The following is a 16,727-nucleotide window of genomic DNA, read 5'->3' as shown; positions in this document are numbered from 1 at the left end:
GAGCGCGCCGGCAGGGCTAGCGGATCGGCAGCTTGGTGGTGTTCTTGACTTCTTCCATGACCGCATAGGTGTGCGTTTCGCGCACACCTTTCTGCAGCAGGGTCTTGCCGAGGAATTCACGGTAGGCGGCCATGTCCTTGACGCGCGCCTTGACCAGGTAGTCGAAGCCGCCCGCCACCATGTGGCATTCCAGCACTTCCGGGATCATCTGCACGCTCTGTTTGAATGCATCGAAGACCTCGGGAGTGGTACGATCGAGCACCACCTCGATGAACACCAGCAGGGAAACGTCGAGCAGCTGGGGATTGAGCTGGGCCGTGTAGCCCGTGATGTAGCCGGACTCGTGCAGCTTGCGCACCCGTTCCAGGCAGGCGGCGGGAGACAGGTTGACGCGTGCAGCCAACTCGACGTTGCTGATTCGCCCGTCGTTCTGCAGTTCCACGAGAATTTTCTTACTGATCTTGTCGAGCATGGTCTGTCTCCTGCCATGTAAACATTATTCGGCCAGATTGTCGCACCAAAAACTATCTTTTGCTAGTCTGTCTTAAAAACAGAATTAATCCAGAAGATTTCCTTCTACAATCGAATCATTCCAACGTGTTCCACAGCACGCCGGCCGCTCGCAATGCGGTGCGGCGTTTTTTGCTGCGCGGGGCACGCTCGGTGATATCCAATTCCTTTTTCTGAAGAGACACCATGCAGATTGCCGCAGCTCCGGCTTCGACCGCTTCGACCTCGACCCCGGTTTCCACTTTCGTTCCCTTCGATGCACTCAAGAGCGAAATCAAGCGCGAACAGACCCCGCTGCGCGCGGCCATCACCGCCGCCTACCGCCGCGACGAAACCGAAGCAGTGCAATGGCTGCTGGCGCAGGGCGCCAGCGCCAACGGCGACGCCTACATGCTGGCCCACCGCCTGGTCTCGAGCGTGCGCGAAAAGCGTACCCGGGCCTCGGGCGTGGACGCGCTGATGCACGAGTTCTCGCTGTCCTCGGAAGAAGGCGTGGCGCTGATGTGCCTGGCCGAAGCCCTGCTGCGCATCCCGGACAGCGAAACCGCCGACCGCCTGATCGCCGACAAGATCAGCCGCGGCGACTGGAAAAAACACCTGGGCGAATCGCCTTCGCTGTTCGTGAACGCGGCCACCTGGGGCCTGCTCATCACCGGCAAGCTGGTGTCGACCAATAGCGAGAAGAACCTGGGTTCGGCCCTCACCCGCCTGATCGCCAAGGGTGGCGAGCCGCTGATCCGCAAGGGCGTCGACATGGCCATGCGCATGCTGGGCAACCAGTTCGTCACCGGCCAGACCATCGAGGAAGCGCTCAAGAACAGCCGCGAGAACGAAAACCGCGGCTACCGCTACTCCTACGACATGCTGGGCGAAGCGGCGCTGACCGAGCAGGATGCGAAGAACTACTATGCCTCCTACGAGACCGCGATCCACGCGATCGGCAAGGCCTCGAACGGCCGCGGCATCAAGGACGGCCCGGGCATCTCGATCAAGCTGTCGGCCCTGCACCCGCGCTACAGCCGCGCCCAGTACCAGCGCGTGATGGGCGAGCTGCTGCCGCGCGTGCGCAGCCTGGTCCTGCTGGCCAAGAGCTACAACATCGGCATCAACATCGACGCCGAGGAAGCCGACCGCCTCGAGATCTCGCTCGACATGCTGGAATCGCTGGCGTTCGACAAGGAGCTGGAAGGATTCGAAGGCATCGGCCTGGTGGTGCAGGCCTACCAGAAACGCTGCCCCTTCGTGATCGACTACCTGGTCGACCTGGCCAAGAGGAGCAGCCGCAAGTTCATGGTGCGCCTGGTGAAGGGCGCCTACTGGGACGCCGAGATCAAGCGCGCCCAGGTCGAGGGCATGCCGGGCTATCCGGTCTACACCCGCAAGGTCTACACCGACGTCTCCTACCTCACCTGCGCGCGCAAGCTGCTGGCGGCCAGCGACATCCTCTATCCGCAGTTCGCCACCCACAATGCGCATTCGCTGTCGGTGATCTACACCTGGGCCAAGGCGGACGGCGTCAGCAACTACGAATTCCAGTGCCTGCACGGCATGGGCGAGACCCTGTACGACCAGGTCGTCGGCCCGCGCAAGCTCGATAAAGCCTGCCGCATCTACGCGCCGGTCGGCTCGCACGAGACCCTGCTGGCCTACCTGGTGCGCCGCCTGCTGGAAAACGGCGCCAACTCCTCCTTCGTGAACCAGATCGTGGACGAGAACGTGGCGATCGACAGCCTGCTGGCCGATCCGTTCGAGCAGGCGCGCGCCTCGGCTGGTCGCCCGCACCCGGCGATCGCCCTGCCGCTGCAGATGTTCGGCGACGAGCGCAAGAACTCCGCCGGCCTGGACCTCGTCAACGAGAACATCCTGGCTACCCTCGCCGGCGGCCTCGCCCAACAGCGCCAGCACCTGGCCATGCCGCTGATCGCCGGCCCGGTCGATGCGAGCGCGCGCGCGGACGTCATCAACCCGGCCATGTCGAGCGACGTCGTCGGCCAGGTCGTCGAAGCGACCCGTACCGATGTGGAGACCGCCCTGGCGGCAGCCAGCGCTTTTGCCGGCGAATGGGAAGCCAGCAGCGTCGAAACCCGCGCCACCATCCTGGAGCGCACCGCCGACCTGTTCGAACAGAACGGCACCGAGCTGATGGCCCTGGCCGTACGCGAAGCCGGCAAGTCGCTGCCGAATGCGATCGCAGAACTGCGTGAAGCGGTCGACTTCCTGCGCTATTACGCCGTGCAGATCCGCGATTCCAAAGCGGACGGCGCACTCGGCCCGGTCACCTGCATCTCGCCATGGAACTTCCCGCTCGCGATCTTCACCGGCCAGGTGGCCGCCGCCCTCGTGGCCGGCAACGTGGTGCTGGCCAAACCGGCCGAGCAGACCCCGCTGATCGCGCACCGCGCCGTGGAACTCTTCCATGAAGCCGGTACCCCACGCGCCGCGCTGCAGCTGCTGCCGGGCCGCGGCGAAGTGGTGGGCGCCGCCCTCACGTCGGACTCGCGCATCAAGGGCGTGATCTTCACCGGCTCGACCGAAGTGGCCCAGCTGATCAACCGTACCCTGGCGGCGCGCGCCGAACAGGAAGGCATCGACATCCCGCTGGTGGCCGAGACCGGCGGCCAGAACGCCCTGATCGTGGATTCCTCGGCGCTGCCGGAGCAGGTGGTGCAGGACGTGCTGTCCTCGGCCTTCGATTCGGCCGGCCAGCGCTGCTCGGCGCTGCGCGTGCTCTTCCTGCAGGAAGACATCGCCGACAAGACCATCAAGATGCTCAAGGGCGCGATGCTGGAACTGCGCGTGGGCGCCCCCGACCGCCTGGCCACCGACATCGGCCCCGTCATCGATGCCGAAGCCCAGCGCAACCTGCTGGCCCACATCGAACGCATGCGCGCCACCGCGCGCGGCCACTATGCGCTCGAGCTGCCGGACACTGTCACGAAGAACGGCACCTTCGTCCCGCCAACCGTGCTGGAAATCGGCTCGCTGGCGGAACTCAAGCACGAGGTCTTCGGCCCGGTGCTGCACATCGTGCGCTACCGCCGCGCCGAACTGCCGAAGGTGATCGGCACCATCAACGCCACCGGCTACGGCCTGACCCTGGGCGTGCACTCGCGCATCGACGAGACCATCGACTTCATCGTCGAGCGCGCACACGTGGGCAACATCTACGTGAACCGCAACATCGTCGGCGCAGTGGTCGGCGTGCAGCCTTTCGGCGGCGAGGGCAAGTCCGGCACCGGTCCGAAGGCCGGCGGTCCGCTCTACCTCAAGCGCCTGCAGCGCAATACGGGGCCCCTGATGGAGCACAGCCGCGCGTTCGACGCGGGCCTGGACGCGCTGCTCGGCTGGATGCGTGCGAACGGCCACGGCGAGCTGGCGACCCTGGCGCAAAGCTACGGGCGAACCGCACTGACCAATGTCGAAATCGCCCTGCCGGGTCCGACCGGCGAGCGCAACACCCTGGCCTTTACCAAGCGCGGCACCGTGCTGTGCGCGCCGAAAACGGCGGCCGGCCTGCTCAACCAGCTGGCCGCCGCCCTGGCGACCGGCAACCGCGCCCTGGTACTGGCGGAACCCGGCCTGATCCCGGCCGAGCTGCCGGCGCTGGTGAAGGAGCGCGTGCGCTTCGTCGGCCAGGACGAAATCGATGCGAGCGAGTTCCAGATCGCGCTGCTGGAGGCAGGGCTGGGCGGTTCCCTGCGCGCCAAGCTGGCCGCGCGCACCGGCGCCATCGTCGGTATCGTCGACACCACGGCGCATGAAGGGGTGGCGCTGTGGCGCCTGGTGGCCGAACGGGCCGTCTGCGTCAACACGACGGCGGCTGGCGGCAACGCAAGCCTGATGACCTTGGGCGTGTAATGATGAACGGGGAGCGAAAGCTCCCCGTTTTGTTTTGAGCGATGTAGTGGCAGTTCGTAGGGTGGTCGGCTCTGCCGACCGCGCGTTCAACCAGCGTGAAAATGGACGATATAACGCATTTCATCGTGTATTTGAACGCGCGGTCGGCGAAGCCGACCACCCTACAAAAACCGTAGCAGCAGGAGACACATTCTTATAAAACGGAGGTAGACATGCTGGTTGGCGTACCAAAGGAAATCAAGAATCACGAGTACCGCGTCGGGCTGACCCCGCCCTCGGTGCGCGAACTGACGTCGCGCGGCATCGAGGTCGTCGTGCAGCAGGGCGCCGGGGAGCAGATCGGGCTGTCGGACGATCAGTACACGGCGGCCGGCGCCACCCTCGCCGGCTCGGCCAGGGACGTCTTCGGGCGCGCCGACATGATCGTCAAGGTCAAGGAACCGCAGCCCCAGGAATGCGCCATGCTGCGCGAAGGGCAGATCCTCTACACCTACCTGCACCTGGCGCCCGATCCCGAGCAGACCGCGGCGCTGGTGAAGTCGGGGGCCGTCTGCATCGCCTACGAAACCATCACCGGCCCAGGTGGCGGCCTGCCCCTGCTCGCGCCGATGAGCGAGGTGGCCGGCCGCATGGCGATCCAGGCCGGCGCCGCGCATCTCGAAAAATCCAGGGGCGGCATGGGCCTGCTGCTGGGCGGCGTGCCGGGCGTGGCGGCCGGTCACGTGGTCATCATCGGCGCGGGTGTGGTCGGGACCAATGCGCTGCAGATGGCGGTCGGCACGGGCGCGAGGGTGACGGTGCTCGACAAGAACGTCGATCGCCTGCGCCAGCTCGACCTCGTCTACGGCAACCGCATCTCCACGCTGTATTCCAACGCGCATGCGATCGAGGAGGCGGTACTCGATGCCGACCTGGCGATCGGCGGCGTGCTGGTGCCGGGCGCCGCGGCGCCGAAGCTGGTCACCCGCGACATGATTTCGCGCATGAAGAAGGGCGCGGTGGTGGTGGACGTGGCGATCGACCAGGGCGGCTGCTTCGAAACCTCGCACCCGACCACCCACGCCGACCCGACTTTCGTGGTCGACGGCGTGATCCACTACTGCGTGGCGAACATGCCGGGCGCCGTGGCGCGCACCTCCACCTTCGCACTCAACAACGCAACGATCGGCCATGCCGTGGCGCTGGCCACCAAGGGCTGGCGGCGCGCGCTGCTGGAGGATGTCCACCTGCGCAATGGCCTGAATGTCTGCCAGGGCAAGGTCACCTACCAGGCGGTGGCCAGGGATCTCGGCTACGACTACGTGCCGGCGGAGTCCCTGCTGGGCTGAAGCGGCATGTCCGCAAGATCCCGGCACATGCGCCGGGTGATGTGGAAAGCGTATTGCGCGGCCACCGATTTCACGAAACGCATGAAATCGATGGCCGCGTGTTCGTTCGCATTGTCCGAGATCGTGCGCAGCACGGCGCAGGGCACGCCCAGCTCGTAGCACACCTGCGCCACCGCGGCGCCTTCCATTTCGACCGCCACGAGGCCGGGAAGGGCGTCGTTGAGACTGTTCACATGCGCGCCGTCGTTGACGAACTGGTCGCCGCTCGCCACCAGGCCGCGGTGCACGCGCGGCTGGTCGAGCCGGAATGCCTGCCGTTCGCCATCCTGGATCGTCTCGAGGAAGTCGCGTTCCAGGAAGTCATGGGCGGCGCGCGAAAGGCGCAGGGACAGCTGCTGGTCGGGCTGGAAGTGCGTCTGGCCGGTCAGCGGCACCTCGAAACGCGGAAACAGGGGGCTGGCGTCCATATCGTGCTGGACCAGCGCTTCGGCGACCACGATGTCCCCGACCCGCACGGTTTTGTCCCCGGCGCCGCCCACGCCGGTAAAGAGGATGTGGGTAACTCCGAACTTCTCCACAAGCGTTGTGGCAGTCATGGCGGCGGCAACCTTGCCAATTCGCGATAAAACGCACACAGCGTCGATTTCCCACAGTGTTCCTGCCCAGTACTCGCGCATGCCATGGATGAGCTTGGCGGGGCCTCTCATGGCTTCCACGAGCCCCTGTTGTTCTTCCGCCAAGGCGCTGATGATCCCTAAACGCATGTTTTTCCTGTTTTTTTAATCACTTATCCTGTTTGTCGAGCGGCTTGCGGAAGTAGACCACCCGCTCCGTTTCCTCGAATCCGAGTGCCTTGTGCATGGCATGGCTGACCGTGTTCTCGAGCAGCGCATCCGATGCCATCTCCGTGCATCCCTGTTCTCTGCACCATTTTTCAGCAACGGCCACCAGCTGGGCGGCAAGGCCTCGCCTGCGGTAAGCCGGATCCACATAGAGACCTTCCAGGAAACCGACCGGCGAGGAATCGGTGCCGTTCACATAATCGCTGCGCAGGGCGACTTCCACCAGTCCCTGGGGCTCGCCGCAGCTCGAATACGCCAGGAACTGTGCATAACGATTGGCTTGTGCACAGAGCTCGCGCATTTCTGCGAGGTGTTCGTCGCGTTCTGCAGGCCACAGTGCCATGCGCAGCGCCAGCCAGCCGGCTTGTTCAGTACTTGTACAGCGCTTGATCGAGGTCATCCGTAGGCCTTTGTCGAGCAGTCGAGCTTCTATTTTGCTTGTCTTAGGAGTGAGAGGCTAGAGAAAGCAAGCTGCCGGAGGCCTTTTGGCCGCGAAGTTCCAGGTTCTTGGTTAACTAAAGTGTGTATATAAAGCTGGTAGTAGATAGTAAACGCGCATCTTTCTGTTGATAAGTCGGGTTTACTCCACAGTATCAATGATTTGCATGCGCGTTAACCGGTTGAACAAAGCCTGTGTGGAGCCTGAACGGAACTTGGACAAAATTTTGGCAGGCACGAAAAGACCTCGTTCTGCACATCCGGTCCTGTGGATATTCATCGGCTTTTCCACAGTTCGGCCGGGAATCGCTGCGTCAGCGCGGGTTTTGCAGGCCAACAGGGAAGACAGGAGGTGGTAGCGGAAGTGTCGACGGTCCTGGTCGGCATCTTGGCTGCATGCCCGAAGTTGTCGTCAACGAAGGTCGATGTCTTCCAGTTCGTTGGCGAACAGGGTGCCGGAAGTGCTGCATGCCAGGAAACGGATACGCGAACGCATTCCTGTCTTTGTTGTTGTAGTAAACAAGTTTGTATACAAACTGGTAGTGATAGTAAACGCGCACTGCTTTGTGGATAAGACGGGTTTTCTCCACAACGTCAACGGTTTACGGTCGCGTTAACCTGCTGGACAAAGCTTGTTTTTGAGTTGGAGGAAACTTGGACAGATTTTTGGTCTGCTAGTAAATGGCCGCGTTCTGCACATTCGATACTGTGGATATCCCATCTGTTTTCCACAGGAGCATGCGAGTTCGCGCCGTTTTCCTGCTGACCTTGGCCTGCAATGCATCGATACGAGCGATCAGGCGAGCTCCTCCTTTGCTTCCAAGGTTTGTCGGTTTGATACGACGTGTCAGCAAAAATTTTTTTTAAGGAAGCACCGCGAGGTTTACAAACAAAGTTTGTATACAAGGATAGTAGTAGTGGTTAACGGCCCATCCTTTCTGTGGACAAGTTCTTGGAGGCTCTAAAAATCAAGCACTTGAGCGAAGCATAAGGCGGTGCACTGTCAGCCTGGGTTCGCCTTCGAAAAAGGGGACAAGAATCGCGACCCTGTCAAATCGGGGCCGTTTTGCACAAACCGCACCTGTGGATATCCATAGCGTTATCCACAGATGGGCTCTAGACAGGCGTTTACGATCTGGTAAGCTTGCCTCAACGAATGACGAACGGAGGGGTTGGATGGATCTCGACGCGCTGTTTCGCATGCCCATGACACGCAGGCCGAAGGACGGCGGTGTGCGTCCATTTGCCTGCGGACCTGGTGCCGGATCGCAGCCTTCCGAACGCTTTGGCGGCGAAGCGTGCAGGGCTCGCCTGGCGAGCGGCCTGCTCACGGGACGCTAGCCTTGGAGTCCGCTGGCGAGTACGACTACATCATCGTCGGCGCCGGCACCTCGGGCTGCGTGCTGGCGAACCGCCTGACCCGCAATCGCGACGTGAACGTGCTGCTGCTGGAAGCCGGCGGCAAGGACGATTACATGTGGATCCACATCCCGGTCGGCTACCTGCGCTGCATCGGCAATCCGCGCACGGACTGGCTGTTCCGTACCGAAGCCGATCCCGGCCTGCATGGACGGTCGCTGATCTACCCGCGTGGCAAGGTGCTGGGCGGGAGCTCCTCGATCAATGGCATGATCTACATGCGTGGCCAGCCCTTCGACTACGAGCGTTGGGCCGAGGTCGCGGGCGACGATTCCTGGCGCTGGGAGCGGGTGCTGCCGCTGTTCAAGCGCAGCGAAGACCATTATCTCGGCGCCAGCGAACTGCACGGCGCCGGCGGCGAATGGCGGGTGGAAAAGCAGCGGCTGTCCTGGGCGATCCTGGACGCCTTCCGTGAAGCGGCGCTTGAAACCGGCATCCCGAAACTCGAGGACCTGAATGCCGGCCGGGGCGAGGGTTCGGCCTATTTCGAGGTCAACCAGCGCCGCGGCATCCGCCTGAATACGGCGAAGGCCTTCCTGAAGCCGGCCTCGCAAAGGCCAAACCTGACGATCATGACCGGCTGCCACGTCGAGCGCCTGCTGTTCGAGGAGACGCCGCAGGGCAAGGCCTGCACCGGCGTCCGGTTCACCGGCGGCGGCCGCGCCTTCACCGCCACGGCGCACCGCGAAACCTTGTTGGCGGCAGGGGCGGTAGGCTCGCCGCAGATCCTGCAGCTGTCCGGCATCGGACCAGCAAGCGAATTGCAGCGCCACGGCATCCATCCGGTGGCCGATTTGCCCGGTGTCGGAGAGAATTTGCAGGACCATCTGCAGCTGCGCATGGTCTTCAAGGTGCAGGGTGTGCCCACCCTGAATACCCGGGCCACCAGACCATTCGGCAGATTCCTGATCGGGCTCGAATACGCGCTGTTCCAGAGCGGCCCCATGTCGATGGCGCCGTCGCAGCTGGGCGCTTTTGCCCGCTCCTCGCCGCAGCAGCAGGCGCCGGATCTGCAGTACCACGTGCAGCCGCTGTCGCTGGACAAGTTCGGCGACCCGCTGCACCGTTTTCCGGCCTTTACCGCCAGCGTCTGCAACCTGCAGCCGACCTCGCGCGGCCATGTGCGGATCGGGTCCGCCGACAGCTACGCGCCGCCGAAGATCACGCCGAACTACCTGAGCACCGAAGCGGACCGCCGCACCGCCGCCAGCGCCCTGCGCCTGACGCGGCGCATCGTGGCCGCGCCGGCGCTGGCGAAGTACCGCCCGGAAGAGGTCATGCCGGGCCCGCAATTCCAGAGCGAGGAAGAGCTGGCCCATGCGGCGGGCCTGGTCGGCACCACGATTTTCCACCCGGTCGGCACCTGCCGCATGGGGAAAGCGGGCGATTCCTTGGCCGTGGTCGACGGCCGCCTGCGCGTGCACGGCGTCGGCAGGCTGCGCGTGGTGGACGCCTCGATCATGCCCTTCATCACCTCGGGCAACACGAATTCACCGACGATCATGATCGCGGAAAAGGCGGCGCAAGACATCCTGGCCGGGCAGGCCTAGGCTGGCCGTGCAAAAGCGCACAAGCGTCGTGCGCCCATGCCGGCCGCATGAGGCGCGTACGGTAAGCCAGCCGTATTGTGAGGGCCTGGCCTTGTATGTATGATCTGGCAAGCAGTGCCCCGGTTCGCTTGTCGCAACCACCTGTCTGGAGAGTCAATGGCGGATGTCATCCTGGAGACAAGGCAGCTCACCAAGGAATTCAAGGGATTCACGGCAGTCAGCGGCGTCGACTTGCGGGTCGAACGCGGCCACATCCACGCCCTGATCGGCCCCAACGGCGCCGGCAAGACCACCTGCTTCAACCTGCTGACCAAATTCCTTGCCCCGACCAGCGGGCGCATCCTCTTCAATGGCCGCGACATCACGGCCGCCCGTCCCGCCCAGGTCGCCCGCATGGGCATCATCCGTTCCTTCCAGATTTCCGCCGTCTTCCCGCACATGACGGTGCTGGAAAACGTGCGCGTCGGCCTGCAACGCCGGCTCGGCACCAGTTTCCACTTCTGGCGCAGCAGCCGTTCGCTGGACGGGCTGAACGGCCAGGCGCTGGCCCTGCTGGGCGAGGTCGGCCTGGAAAACTTTGCGGACACCCTGACGGCCGACCTGCCCTATGGCCGCAAGCGCGCCCTCGAGATCGCCACGACCCTGGCGATGGAACCGGAACTGATGCTGCTGGACGAGCCGACCCAGGGCATGGGCCACGAAGATGTCCACAGGGTTACCGAACTCATCCGCAAGGTGGCGGCGGGGCGCACCATCCTGATGGTCGAACACAATATGAAGGTGGTGGCCGGCATCTGCGATCGCATCTCCGTACTGAAGCAGGGCGCGGTGCTGGCCGAGGGCAGCTATGCCGAGGTGTCGGGTAATCCACAGGTGATGGAGGCCTATATGGGCACAGCCGATGGAGAACTGGCGGGAGCACGGCATTGAGCCCGCTGCTCGACGTCAGGCAGCTGCACGCCTGGTATGGCGAATCGCACATCCTGCACGGCATCGACCTGCAGGTCGGGGAGGGCGAAGTCGTCACCCTGCTGGGCCGCAACGGCGCAGGGCGCACGACCTTGCTGCGCGCCATCATGGGCCTGACCGGCCGGCGCAGCGGCTCGATCCGCATCAAGGGCGTGGAAAGCATCGGCCTGCCGACCTACAAGATCGCCCACCTCGGCATCGGCTACTGTCCCGAAGAGCGCGGCATCTTTTCCTCGCTCTCCTGCGAGGAAAACCTGCTGCTGCCGCCGCAGCTGCAGGGGAGCGGGAAGGGCATGACGGTGGACGAGATCTACGCCATGTTCCCGCAGCTCCATGAGCGCCGCCACAGCCAGGGCACGCGCCTGTCGGGCGGCGAACAGCAGATGCTGGCCGTCGCCCGCATCCTGCGCACCGGCGCGCGCCTGCTGCTGCTGGACGAGATCTCGGAAGGCCTGGCGCCGGTGATCGTGCAGAGCCTGGCGCGCACCATCACGGCGCTCAAGGCGCAGGGCTACACCATCGTCATGGTCGAACAGAACTTCCGCTTCGCGGCTCCGCTGGCGGACCGCTTTTACGTGATCGAACACGGCCAGGTCGTCGAGACGATAGCGGCCGCGCAACTGGATGACAGGATGCCGGTGCTCACCGAGCTGCTCGGCGTGTGAATTGAAGAAATCGTACTCGCACAATAACTGAGACCTTATGAAACGCAGCGCCATCGCCCTTGCCGCCACCGCCTTCGCCACCTTCGGCCTGTCCATGCCCGTCCAGGCCCAGATCTCGGGCGACGTCATCAAGATCGGTTTCATCACCGACCTGTCCGGCGTGTATTCCGACGTGGACGGCAATGGCGGGGCGGAAGCGATCCGCATGGCCATCGCCGACATGGGCGGCGCCATCAACGGCAAGAAGGTCCAGCTGGTCGTCGCCGATCACCAGAACAAACCGGACATCGCCGCCTCCAAGGCGCGCGAATGGTTCGACCGCGAGGGCGTGGACCTGCTCATCGGCGGCACCAATTCCGGCGCCAGCCTCGCGATGGCCAAGGTCGCCGCGGAAAAAAAGAAGGTCTTCATCGCCATCGGCTCCGGCACCGCGCAACTGACCAACGAACAGTGCACGCCCTACACCGTCCACTACGCCTACGACACGGTGGCGCTGGCGCGCGGCACCGGCGCCACCATGCTCAAGCAGGGCGGCAAGTCCTGGTACTTCCTGACCGCCGACTATGCCTTCGGCCAGTCGCTCGAGAAGGATACGGCCGATGTCGTGAAGGGGGGTGGCGGCACCGTGGTGGGCAGCGTCAAGCATCCGCTGTCGGCCTCGGACTTCTCGTCCTTCCTGCTGCAGGCGCAGTCGTCCAGGGCCCAGGTGCTGGGCATGGCCAATGCGGGCGGCGACCTGATCAATGCCGTGAAGGCCGCCAACGAGTTCGGCCTGACCAAGAAGATGAAGGTGGCCGGCCTCCTGGTGTTCATCAACGATGTCCACAGCCTGGGCCTGAACACGACCCAGGGCATGTACCTCACCGACGGCTGGTACTGGGACCGCACGCCGGAATCGCGCGCCTGGGCCAAGCGCTATTTCGCCAAGATGAAGAAGCAGCCTTCGATGCTGCAGGCGGGCGATTACTCGGCCACCATGCAGTTCCTGGGAGCGGTGAAAGCACTGGGGACCGACAACGCCGACAAGGTCATGGCCCATCTGAAGAAGACCCCGATCAACGACATGTTCGCCAAGAACGGCGTGATCCGCCCCGATGGCCGCATGGTCTACGACATGTACCTGATGCAGGTGAAGACGCCGAAGGAATCGAAGGGCGCCTGGGACTACTATAAGGTCGTCGCCACCATCCCGGGCGAGCAGGCCTACACGAAGAAGGCCGAAACCAAGTGCGCGCTGTGGAAGTGAGCCGGCGCCCCGCATGGAGATCTTCGGCATTCCCCACCAGGCCCTGCTGAGCCAGCTGCTGCTCGGCCTGGTCAACGGCTCTTTCTACGCCATGCTCTCGCTGGGCCTGGCCGTCATCTTCGGCCTGCTCAATGTCATCAACTTTGCCCACGGCGCCCTCTATATGTGCGGCGCTTTTGCCGCCTGGATCGGGGTCACCAGCTTCGGCCTGGACTACTGGACCATGCTGCTGCTGGCGCCCCTCATCGTCGGCCTGTTCGGCATCCTGGTCGAGCGTTCGATGCTGCGCTGGCTGTACCGCTTCGACCACCTCTACGGCCTGCTGCTGACCTTCGGCATCACCCTGCTGCTGGAAGGCGTGTTCCGCTCCTTCTTTGGCGTGTCCGGGCAAACCCTGGACGTGCCGGAACGCCTGAGCGGGGCGACCGACCTCGGCTTCATGATCCTGCCGAACTACCGCGCCTGGGTGGTGGTCGCCTCGCTGACGGTCTGCCTGTCGACCTGGTTCGTCATCGAGAAAACCCGGCTGGGCGCGCTGTTGCGCGCCGGTACCGAGAACCCGAAGCTGGTCGAGGCCTTCGGCGTCAACGTGCCGCTGATGGTCACGCTCACCTATGGCTTCGGCGTGGCGCTGGCGGGATTCGCCGGCGTGCTGGCGGCGCCCGTCATCAACGTCACGCCGCTGATGGGCTCGAACCTGATCATCGTCGTGTTTGCCGTGGTGGTGATCGGCGGCATGGGTTCCATCCTCGGTTCCATCCTGACCGGCCTCGGCCTGGGCGTGATCGAGGGCCTGACCCGGGTGTTCTATCCGGAAGGGTCGGAAGTCGTCGTCTTCGTCGTGATGGTCATCGTCCTGCTGCTGCGTCCGGCCGGGCTCTTCGGCAAGGAAAAATAGGCATGAACAAGAAAGTCGGCTATACCCTGGCACTGCTGCTTTTTTTGGCAGCGCCCTTCGTCGCCTATCCCGTGTTCCTGATGAAGCTCCTGTGCTTCGCCCTGTTCGCCTGCGCCTTCAATCTCTTGATCGGGTTCACCGGCCTGCTGTCCTTCGGGCATGCCGCTTTTTTCGGCAGCGCCGGCTATGTCACGGGCCACCTGCTGGCCGTGAGCGGACTGCCGACCGGGCTCGGCATCGTGCTGGGCGTGCTGGCTTCCAGCCTGCTGGGCCTGGTAATCGGCGCGCTGGCGATTCGCCGCCAGGGCATCTATTTCTCGATGATCACGCTGGCGCTGGCCCAGATGGTGTATTTCGCGGCGCTGCGCTCGCCGTTTACGCACGGCGAGGATGGCTTGCAGGGCGTGCCGCGCGGGACGCTGTTCGGCCTGGACCTGTCGAACGACCTGGCCATGTACTACCTGGTGCTGGCGATCGCCGTGGGCGGTTTTGCCTTGGTGGTGCGCACCGTGCATTCGCCCTTCGGCCAGGTGCTGGGGGCGATCAGGGACAACGAGGCGCGCGCCGTGTCGCTGGGCTACGAGGTCGACCGCTACAAGCTGCTCGCCTTCGTGCTGTCCGCAGGCCTGGCAGGGCTCGCCGGGGCCACCAAAACGGTCGTGCTGGGCTTCGAGACGCTCACCGACGTGCACTGGACCATGTCGGGCCTGGTGGTCCTGATGACGCTCGTCGGCGGCATGGGGACGATGGCGGGCCCGGTGCTGGGGGCCTTCATCGTGGTGGCGCTGGAAAACAAGCTGGGCGACGTCGGCGGCTGGCTGGCGGAACATACCGGCATCGCCTGGTTCGGCACCCTCGGCGAGTCGGTCGGGATGGTGACGGGCCTGATTTTTATTGTCTGTGTTCTCTTGTTCCGTCGTGGTATTGTGGGGGAAATAGCTTCAAAGCTAGAGCGCGGCCGCAAGCAGGCCGCCTGAAGCGCCTTCTGCCAGTGGAGCGGACATGAACCTCGAATCCCATTTCGTCGACGTGCACGGCCTGCGCATGCATTACGTCAGCGCGGGCGAAGGTCCCACCGTGATCCTGATGCACGGTTTTCCCGATACCCACGAGATCTGGCGCCACCAGATTCCCGCGCTGGCGAAGGCCGGCTACCGGGTGATCGCGCCGGACATGCGCGGCTACGGCAAGACCGATGCGCCGGAGAGTACGGGGGCCTACGCGATCGAATTCCTGTGCGCCGACATCCTCGGCCTCATGGACGCGCTGGGCGTGGAGAAGGCGGCGCTCGTCGGCCACGACTGGGGCGGCCTGGTCGGCTGGCAGCTGTGCATGGACGCGCCGCAGCGCTTCGAGCGTTTCGTCGCCATGTCGACCGGCCACCCGGCCGCGATCGCCAATGCCGGCGTGACCCAGCAGATGCGTTTCTGGTACATCCTCGGCTTCCTGATGCCGGTGGTGGCGGAACATGCGATCCGCGCCAATGACTGGTTCTTCCTGCGCCAGATGACGCGCCGCAAGGAGCAACTGGCGATCTGGCGCGCGGCGCTGGAGCCGGAAGGACGCCTGACCGCGGCGCTGAACTACTACCGCGCGAACATCAAGCTGGGCCGGCCCCACCATTGGCGCCCGGTCGAGGTGCCCGTGATGGGCATCTGGAGCGACCGTGACCCGGCCCTGGGCGAGAAGCAGATGCTGGACTCGGTCCACCATTGCCGCGCGGGCTTTCGTTACGAGGCCTTGAAGGGGGCGGGGCACTGGATGCAGCTGTCCGCCACCGAGCGCCTCAACGCCCTGCTGCTCGACTTCCTGCCGCCCTACAAAGCCGCCGCGTAGATCGCGCGCGCGTCCGCCTGCGTCAGCTCGCGCGGATTGTTGCCGAGCAGACGGGTCTGCAGCATGGCGTCCGCCGCCAGCCGGTCGAGGTCGCTTTCCCTGATGCCGACCTGGCTGAGCATGGTCTCGATGCCGGTGATCTTCGCGATCTGCTGCATTGCAACAATAAGCGCCTCGGTCCGTGCTTCTTCGCTGCCGCTGGCATGCGGCACGACGATGGCCGCCAGTTCCGCATAGAGCCCGGCCGCTGCCGGCATATTGAAGCGCAGCACATGCGGCAGCACCAGGGAGTTCGACAGGCCGTGCGGCACGTGGAAGATGCCGCCGATGGGATAGGCCAGCGCGTGCACCGCCGCCACCGGCGCGTTCGAGAAGGCCTGGCCGGCGAGGCAAGCGCCCAGCAGCATCGCCTGGCGCGCTTCCAGGTCGTGCCCGTGTTCGCAGGCGCGGATCAGGTTCCGCGACAGCAGGCGCAAGGCTTCCCGGGCCAGCGCATCCGAGATCGGGTTCTTTTTGTGCTTGCTCGTGTACGCTTCGATGGCGTGCACCATCGCATCGATGCCAGTGGCCGCCCTCACGGCCGGCGGCAAACCCAGGGTCAGCGTTGCGTCGAGGATGGCCAGGTCGGCGTACAGCTGGGGCGCGACGACGCCCATCTTGGTGGCGGCGCCGGTCGTGACGATGGCGATGTTGGTGACCTCGGAGCCGGTCCCCGCCGTGGTCGGCACCTGTATCAGCGGCAGGCGTTTGCCGGACACTTTTCCGATGCCGTAGATTTCAGGAAGTAGCTGGGGTGAGGGCGCCAGTACCGCCACCAGCTTCGCGACGTCCATCGAGCTTCCGCCGCCGATACCGATCACGAGGTCGGCTTCCATGCGACGCGCCGCGTCGACGGCGGCGAGGACGACCGATTCCGGTGGATCGGCCAGCACCTCCGAGAAGACGATGGCGGACTTGCCGTTTTGCTCGAGGCTGAGCCTGGGCAGGTCGAGCAGGCCGGTGCGCAGGAAGCCGGCGTCGGTGACGATCAAGGGGCGGCGCACGTTTGGGAAGCGTTCGGTGATTACCTCGCCGAGGCGGCGGGCGAGGCCTGGCTCGGAAAGGAGGGTGGCGACGGTGCTGAAGGCGAAGCTGCTCATCGGATGTCTCCCTGTCGTTTTTTCCTGAG

Annotated in this window: 13 protein-coding genes; 9 read left to right on the top strand and 4 right to left on the bottom strand. The window is 64.5% G+C overall.

The features are described 5' to 3' along the window. Positions 1 to 16 precede the first annotated feature (16 nt). Positions 17 to 472, bottom strand: coding sequence for an Lrp/AsnC ligand binding domain-containing protein (locus NX780_RS07220; protein ID WP_258827189.1), 456 nt, complete (start codon positions 470 to 472; stop codon positions 17 to 19). 224 nt (positions 473 to 696) lie between these two features. On the opposite strand from NX780_RS07220, the gene putA reads away from it, so the two are divergent. Beyond that, positions 697 to 4,368 (top strand): trifunctional transcriptional regulator/proline dehydrogenase/L-glutamate gamma-semialdehyde dehydrogenase, encoded by a 3,672-nt coding sequence (gene putA / locus NX780_RS07215; protein WP_258827188.1) that lies wholly within the window; start codon positions 697 to 699, stop codon positions 4,366 to 4,368. Positions 4,369 to 4,580: 212 nt separating this feature from the next. Then, positions 4,581 to 5,696, top strand: coding sequence for an alanine dehydrogenase (gene ald / locus NX780_RS07210; RefSeq protein ID WP_258827187.1), 1,116 nt, complete (start codon positions 4,581 to 4,583; stop codon positions 5,694 to 5,696). Here ald and NX780_RS07205 read toward each other — a convergent pair. Together NX780_RS07205 and aac(6') are read right to left on the bottom strand one after the other, a co-directional pair. After that, entirely contained in the window at positions 5,666 to 6,460 is a 795-nt protein-coding gene (locus NX780_RS07205) for a 5'-methylthioadenosine/adenosylhomocysteine nucleosidase (protein ID WP_258827186.1), read from the bottom strand. The two genes, ald and NX780_RS07205, sit on opposite strands and share 31 nt — an antisense overlap. Before the next feature lie 19 nt (positions 6,461 to 6,479). Beyond that, positions 6,480 to 6,938, bottom strand: coding sequence for an aminoglycoside 6'-N-acetyltransferase (aac(6'), locus tag NX780_RS07200; RefSeq protein WP_258827185.1), 459 nt, complete (start codon positions 6,936 to 6,938; stop codon positions 6,480 to 6,482). Between the two features lie 1,381 nt (positions 6,939 to 8,319). On the opposite strand from aac(6'), the gene NX780_RS07195 reads away from it, so the two are divergent. From NX780_RS07195 to NX780_RS07165, 7 genes are all read left to right on the top strand, one after another. Then, positions 8,320 to 9,945, top strand: a complete 1,626-nt coding sequence (locus NX780_RS07195; protein ID WP_258827184.1) for a GMC family oxidoreductase — start codon at positions 8,320 to 8,322, stop codon at positions 9,943 to 9,945. Between the two features lie 156 nt (positions 9,946 to 10,101). Next, positions 10,102 to 10,875, top strand: a complete 774-nt coding sequence (locus NX780_RS07190) for an ABC transporter ATP-binding protein (RefSeq protein ID WP_258827183.1) — start codon at positions 10,102 to 10,104, stop codon at positions 10,873 to 10,875. Further along, the gene (locus NX780_RS07185) at positions 10,872 to 11,579 is read left to right on the top strand and encodes an ABC transporter ATP-binding protein (RefSeq protein ID WP_258827182.1); all 708 of its coding nucleotides are present in this window, start codon (positions 10,872 to 10,874) and stop codon (positions 11,577 to 11,579) included. Before NX780_RS07190 ends, NX780_RS07185 begins: the two co-directional genes overlap by 4 nt. 37 nt (positions 11,580 to 11,616) lie before the next feature. Beyond that, positions 11,617 to 12,825 (top strand): ABC transporter substrate-binding protein, encoded by a 1,209-nt coding sequence (locus tag NX780_RS07180; RefSeq protein WP_258827181.1) that lies wholly within the window; start codon positions 11,617 to 11,619, stop codon positions 12,823 to 12,825. Between the two features lie 13 nt (positions 12,826 to 12,838). Next, the gene (locus NX780_RS07175; RefSeq protein WP_258827180.1) at positions 12,839 to 13,723 is read left to right on the top strand and encodes a branched-chain amino acid ABC transporter permease; all 885 of its coding nucleotides are present in this window, start codon (positions 12,839 to 12,841) and stop codon (positions 13,721 to 13,723) included. Between the two features lie 2 nt (positions 13,724 to 13,725). Continuing rightward, a complete protein-coding gene (locus tag NX780_RS07170) occupies positions 13,726 to 14,700 on the top strand; it encodes a branched-chain amino acid ABC transporter permease (RefSeq protein ID WP_258827179.1) in 975 nt (324 codons plus the stop codon). Positions 14,701 to 14,725: 25 nt separating this feature from the next. Continuing rightward, positions 14,726 to 15,559, top strand: coding sequence for an alpha/beta fold hydrolase (locus tag NX780_RS07165; protein WP_258827178.1), 834 nt, complete (start codon positions 14,726 to 14,728; stop codon positions 15,557 to 15,559). On the opposite strand, the gene NX780_RS07160 is transcribed toward NX780_RS07165, so the two are convergent. Beyond that, positions 15,541 to 16,698: an iron-containing alcohol dehydrogenase gene (locus NX780_RS07160; protein ID WP_258827177.1), complete on the bottom strand. Its 1,158-nt coding sequence runs from the start codon at positions 16,696 to 16,698 to the stop codon at positions 15,541 to 15,543. The genes NX780_RS07165 and NX780_RS07160 overlap by 19 nt on opposite strands. Positions 16,699 to 16,727: the final 29 nt, after the last annotated feature.

The organism is Massilia agri, from assembly GCF_024753255.1.
Taxonomy (GTDB): Bacteria; Pseudomonadota; Gammaproteobacteria; order Burkholderiales; family Burkholderiaceae_D; genus Telluria; species Telluria agri.
Note: the sequence above shows the minus strand (reverse complement) of the source record. Positions and strands in the feature narration are given on the sequence as shown.

What these genes read in the sequence shown, in the direction of transcription:
- NX780_RS07220 (WP_258827189.1), bottom strand. Translation starts at nt 472, where the DNA reads ATGCTCGACAAGATCAGTAAGAAAATTCTCGTGGAACTGCAGAACGAC.
- putA (WP_258827188.1), top strand. Translation starts at nt 697, where the DNA reads ATGCAGATTGCCGCAGCTCCGGCTTCGACCGCTTCGACCTCGACCCCG.
- ald (WP_258827187.1), top strand. Translation starts at nt 4,581, where the DNA reads ATGCTGGTTGGCGTACCAAAGGAAATCAAGAATCACGAGTACCGCGTC.
- NX780_RS07205 (WP_258827186.1), bottom strand. Translation starts at nt 6,460, where the DNA reads ATGCGTTTAGGGATCATCAGCGCCTTGGCGGAAGAACAACAGGGGCTC.
- NX780_RS07190 (WP_258827183.1), top strand. Translation starts at nt 10,102, where the DNA reads ATGGCGGATGTCATCCTGGAGACAAGGCAGCTCACCAAGGAATTCAAG.
- NX780_RS07180 (WP_258827181.1), top strand. Translation starts at nt 11,617, where the DNA reads ATGAAACGCAGCGCCATCGCCCTTGCCGCCACCGCCTTCGCCACCTTC.
- NX780_RS07175 (WP_258827180.1), top strand. Translation starts at nt 12,839, where the DNA reads ATGGAGATCTTCGGCATTCCCCACCAGGCCCTGCTGAGCCAGCTGCTG.
- NX780_RS07170 (WP_258827179.1), top strand. Translation starts at nt 13,726, where the DNA reads ATGAACAAGAAAGTCGGCTATACCCTGGCACTGCTGCTTTTTTTGGCA.
- NX780_RS07165 (WP_258827178.1), top strand. Translation starts at nt 14,726, where the DNA reads ATGAACCTCGAATCCCATTTCGTCGACGTGCACGGCCTGCGCATGCAT.
- NX780_RS07160 (WP_258827177.1), bottom strand. Translation starts at nt 16,698, where the DNA reads ATGAGCAGCTTCGCCTTCAGCACCGTCGCCACCCTCCTTTCCGAGCCA.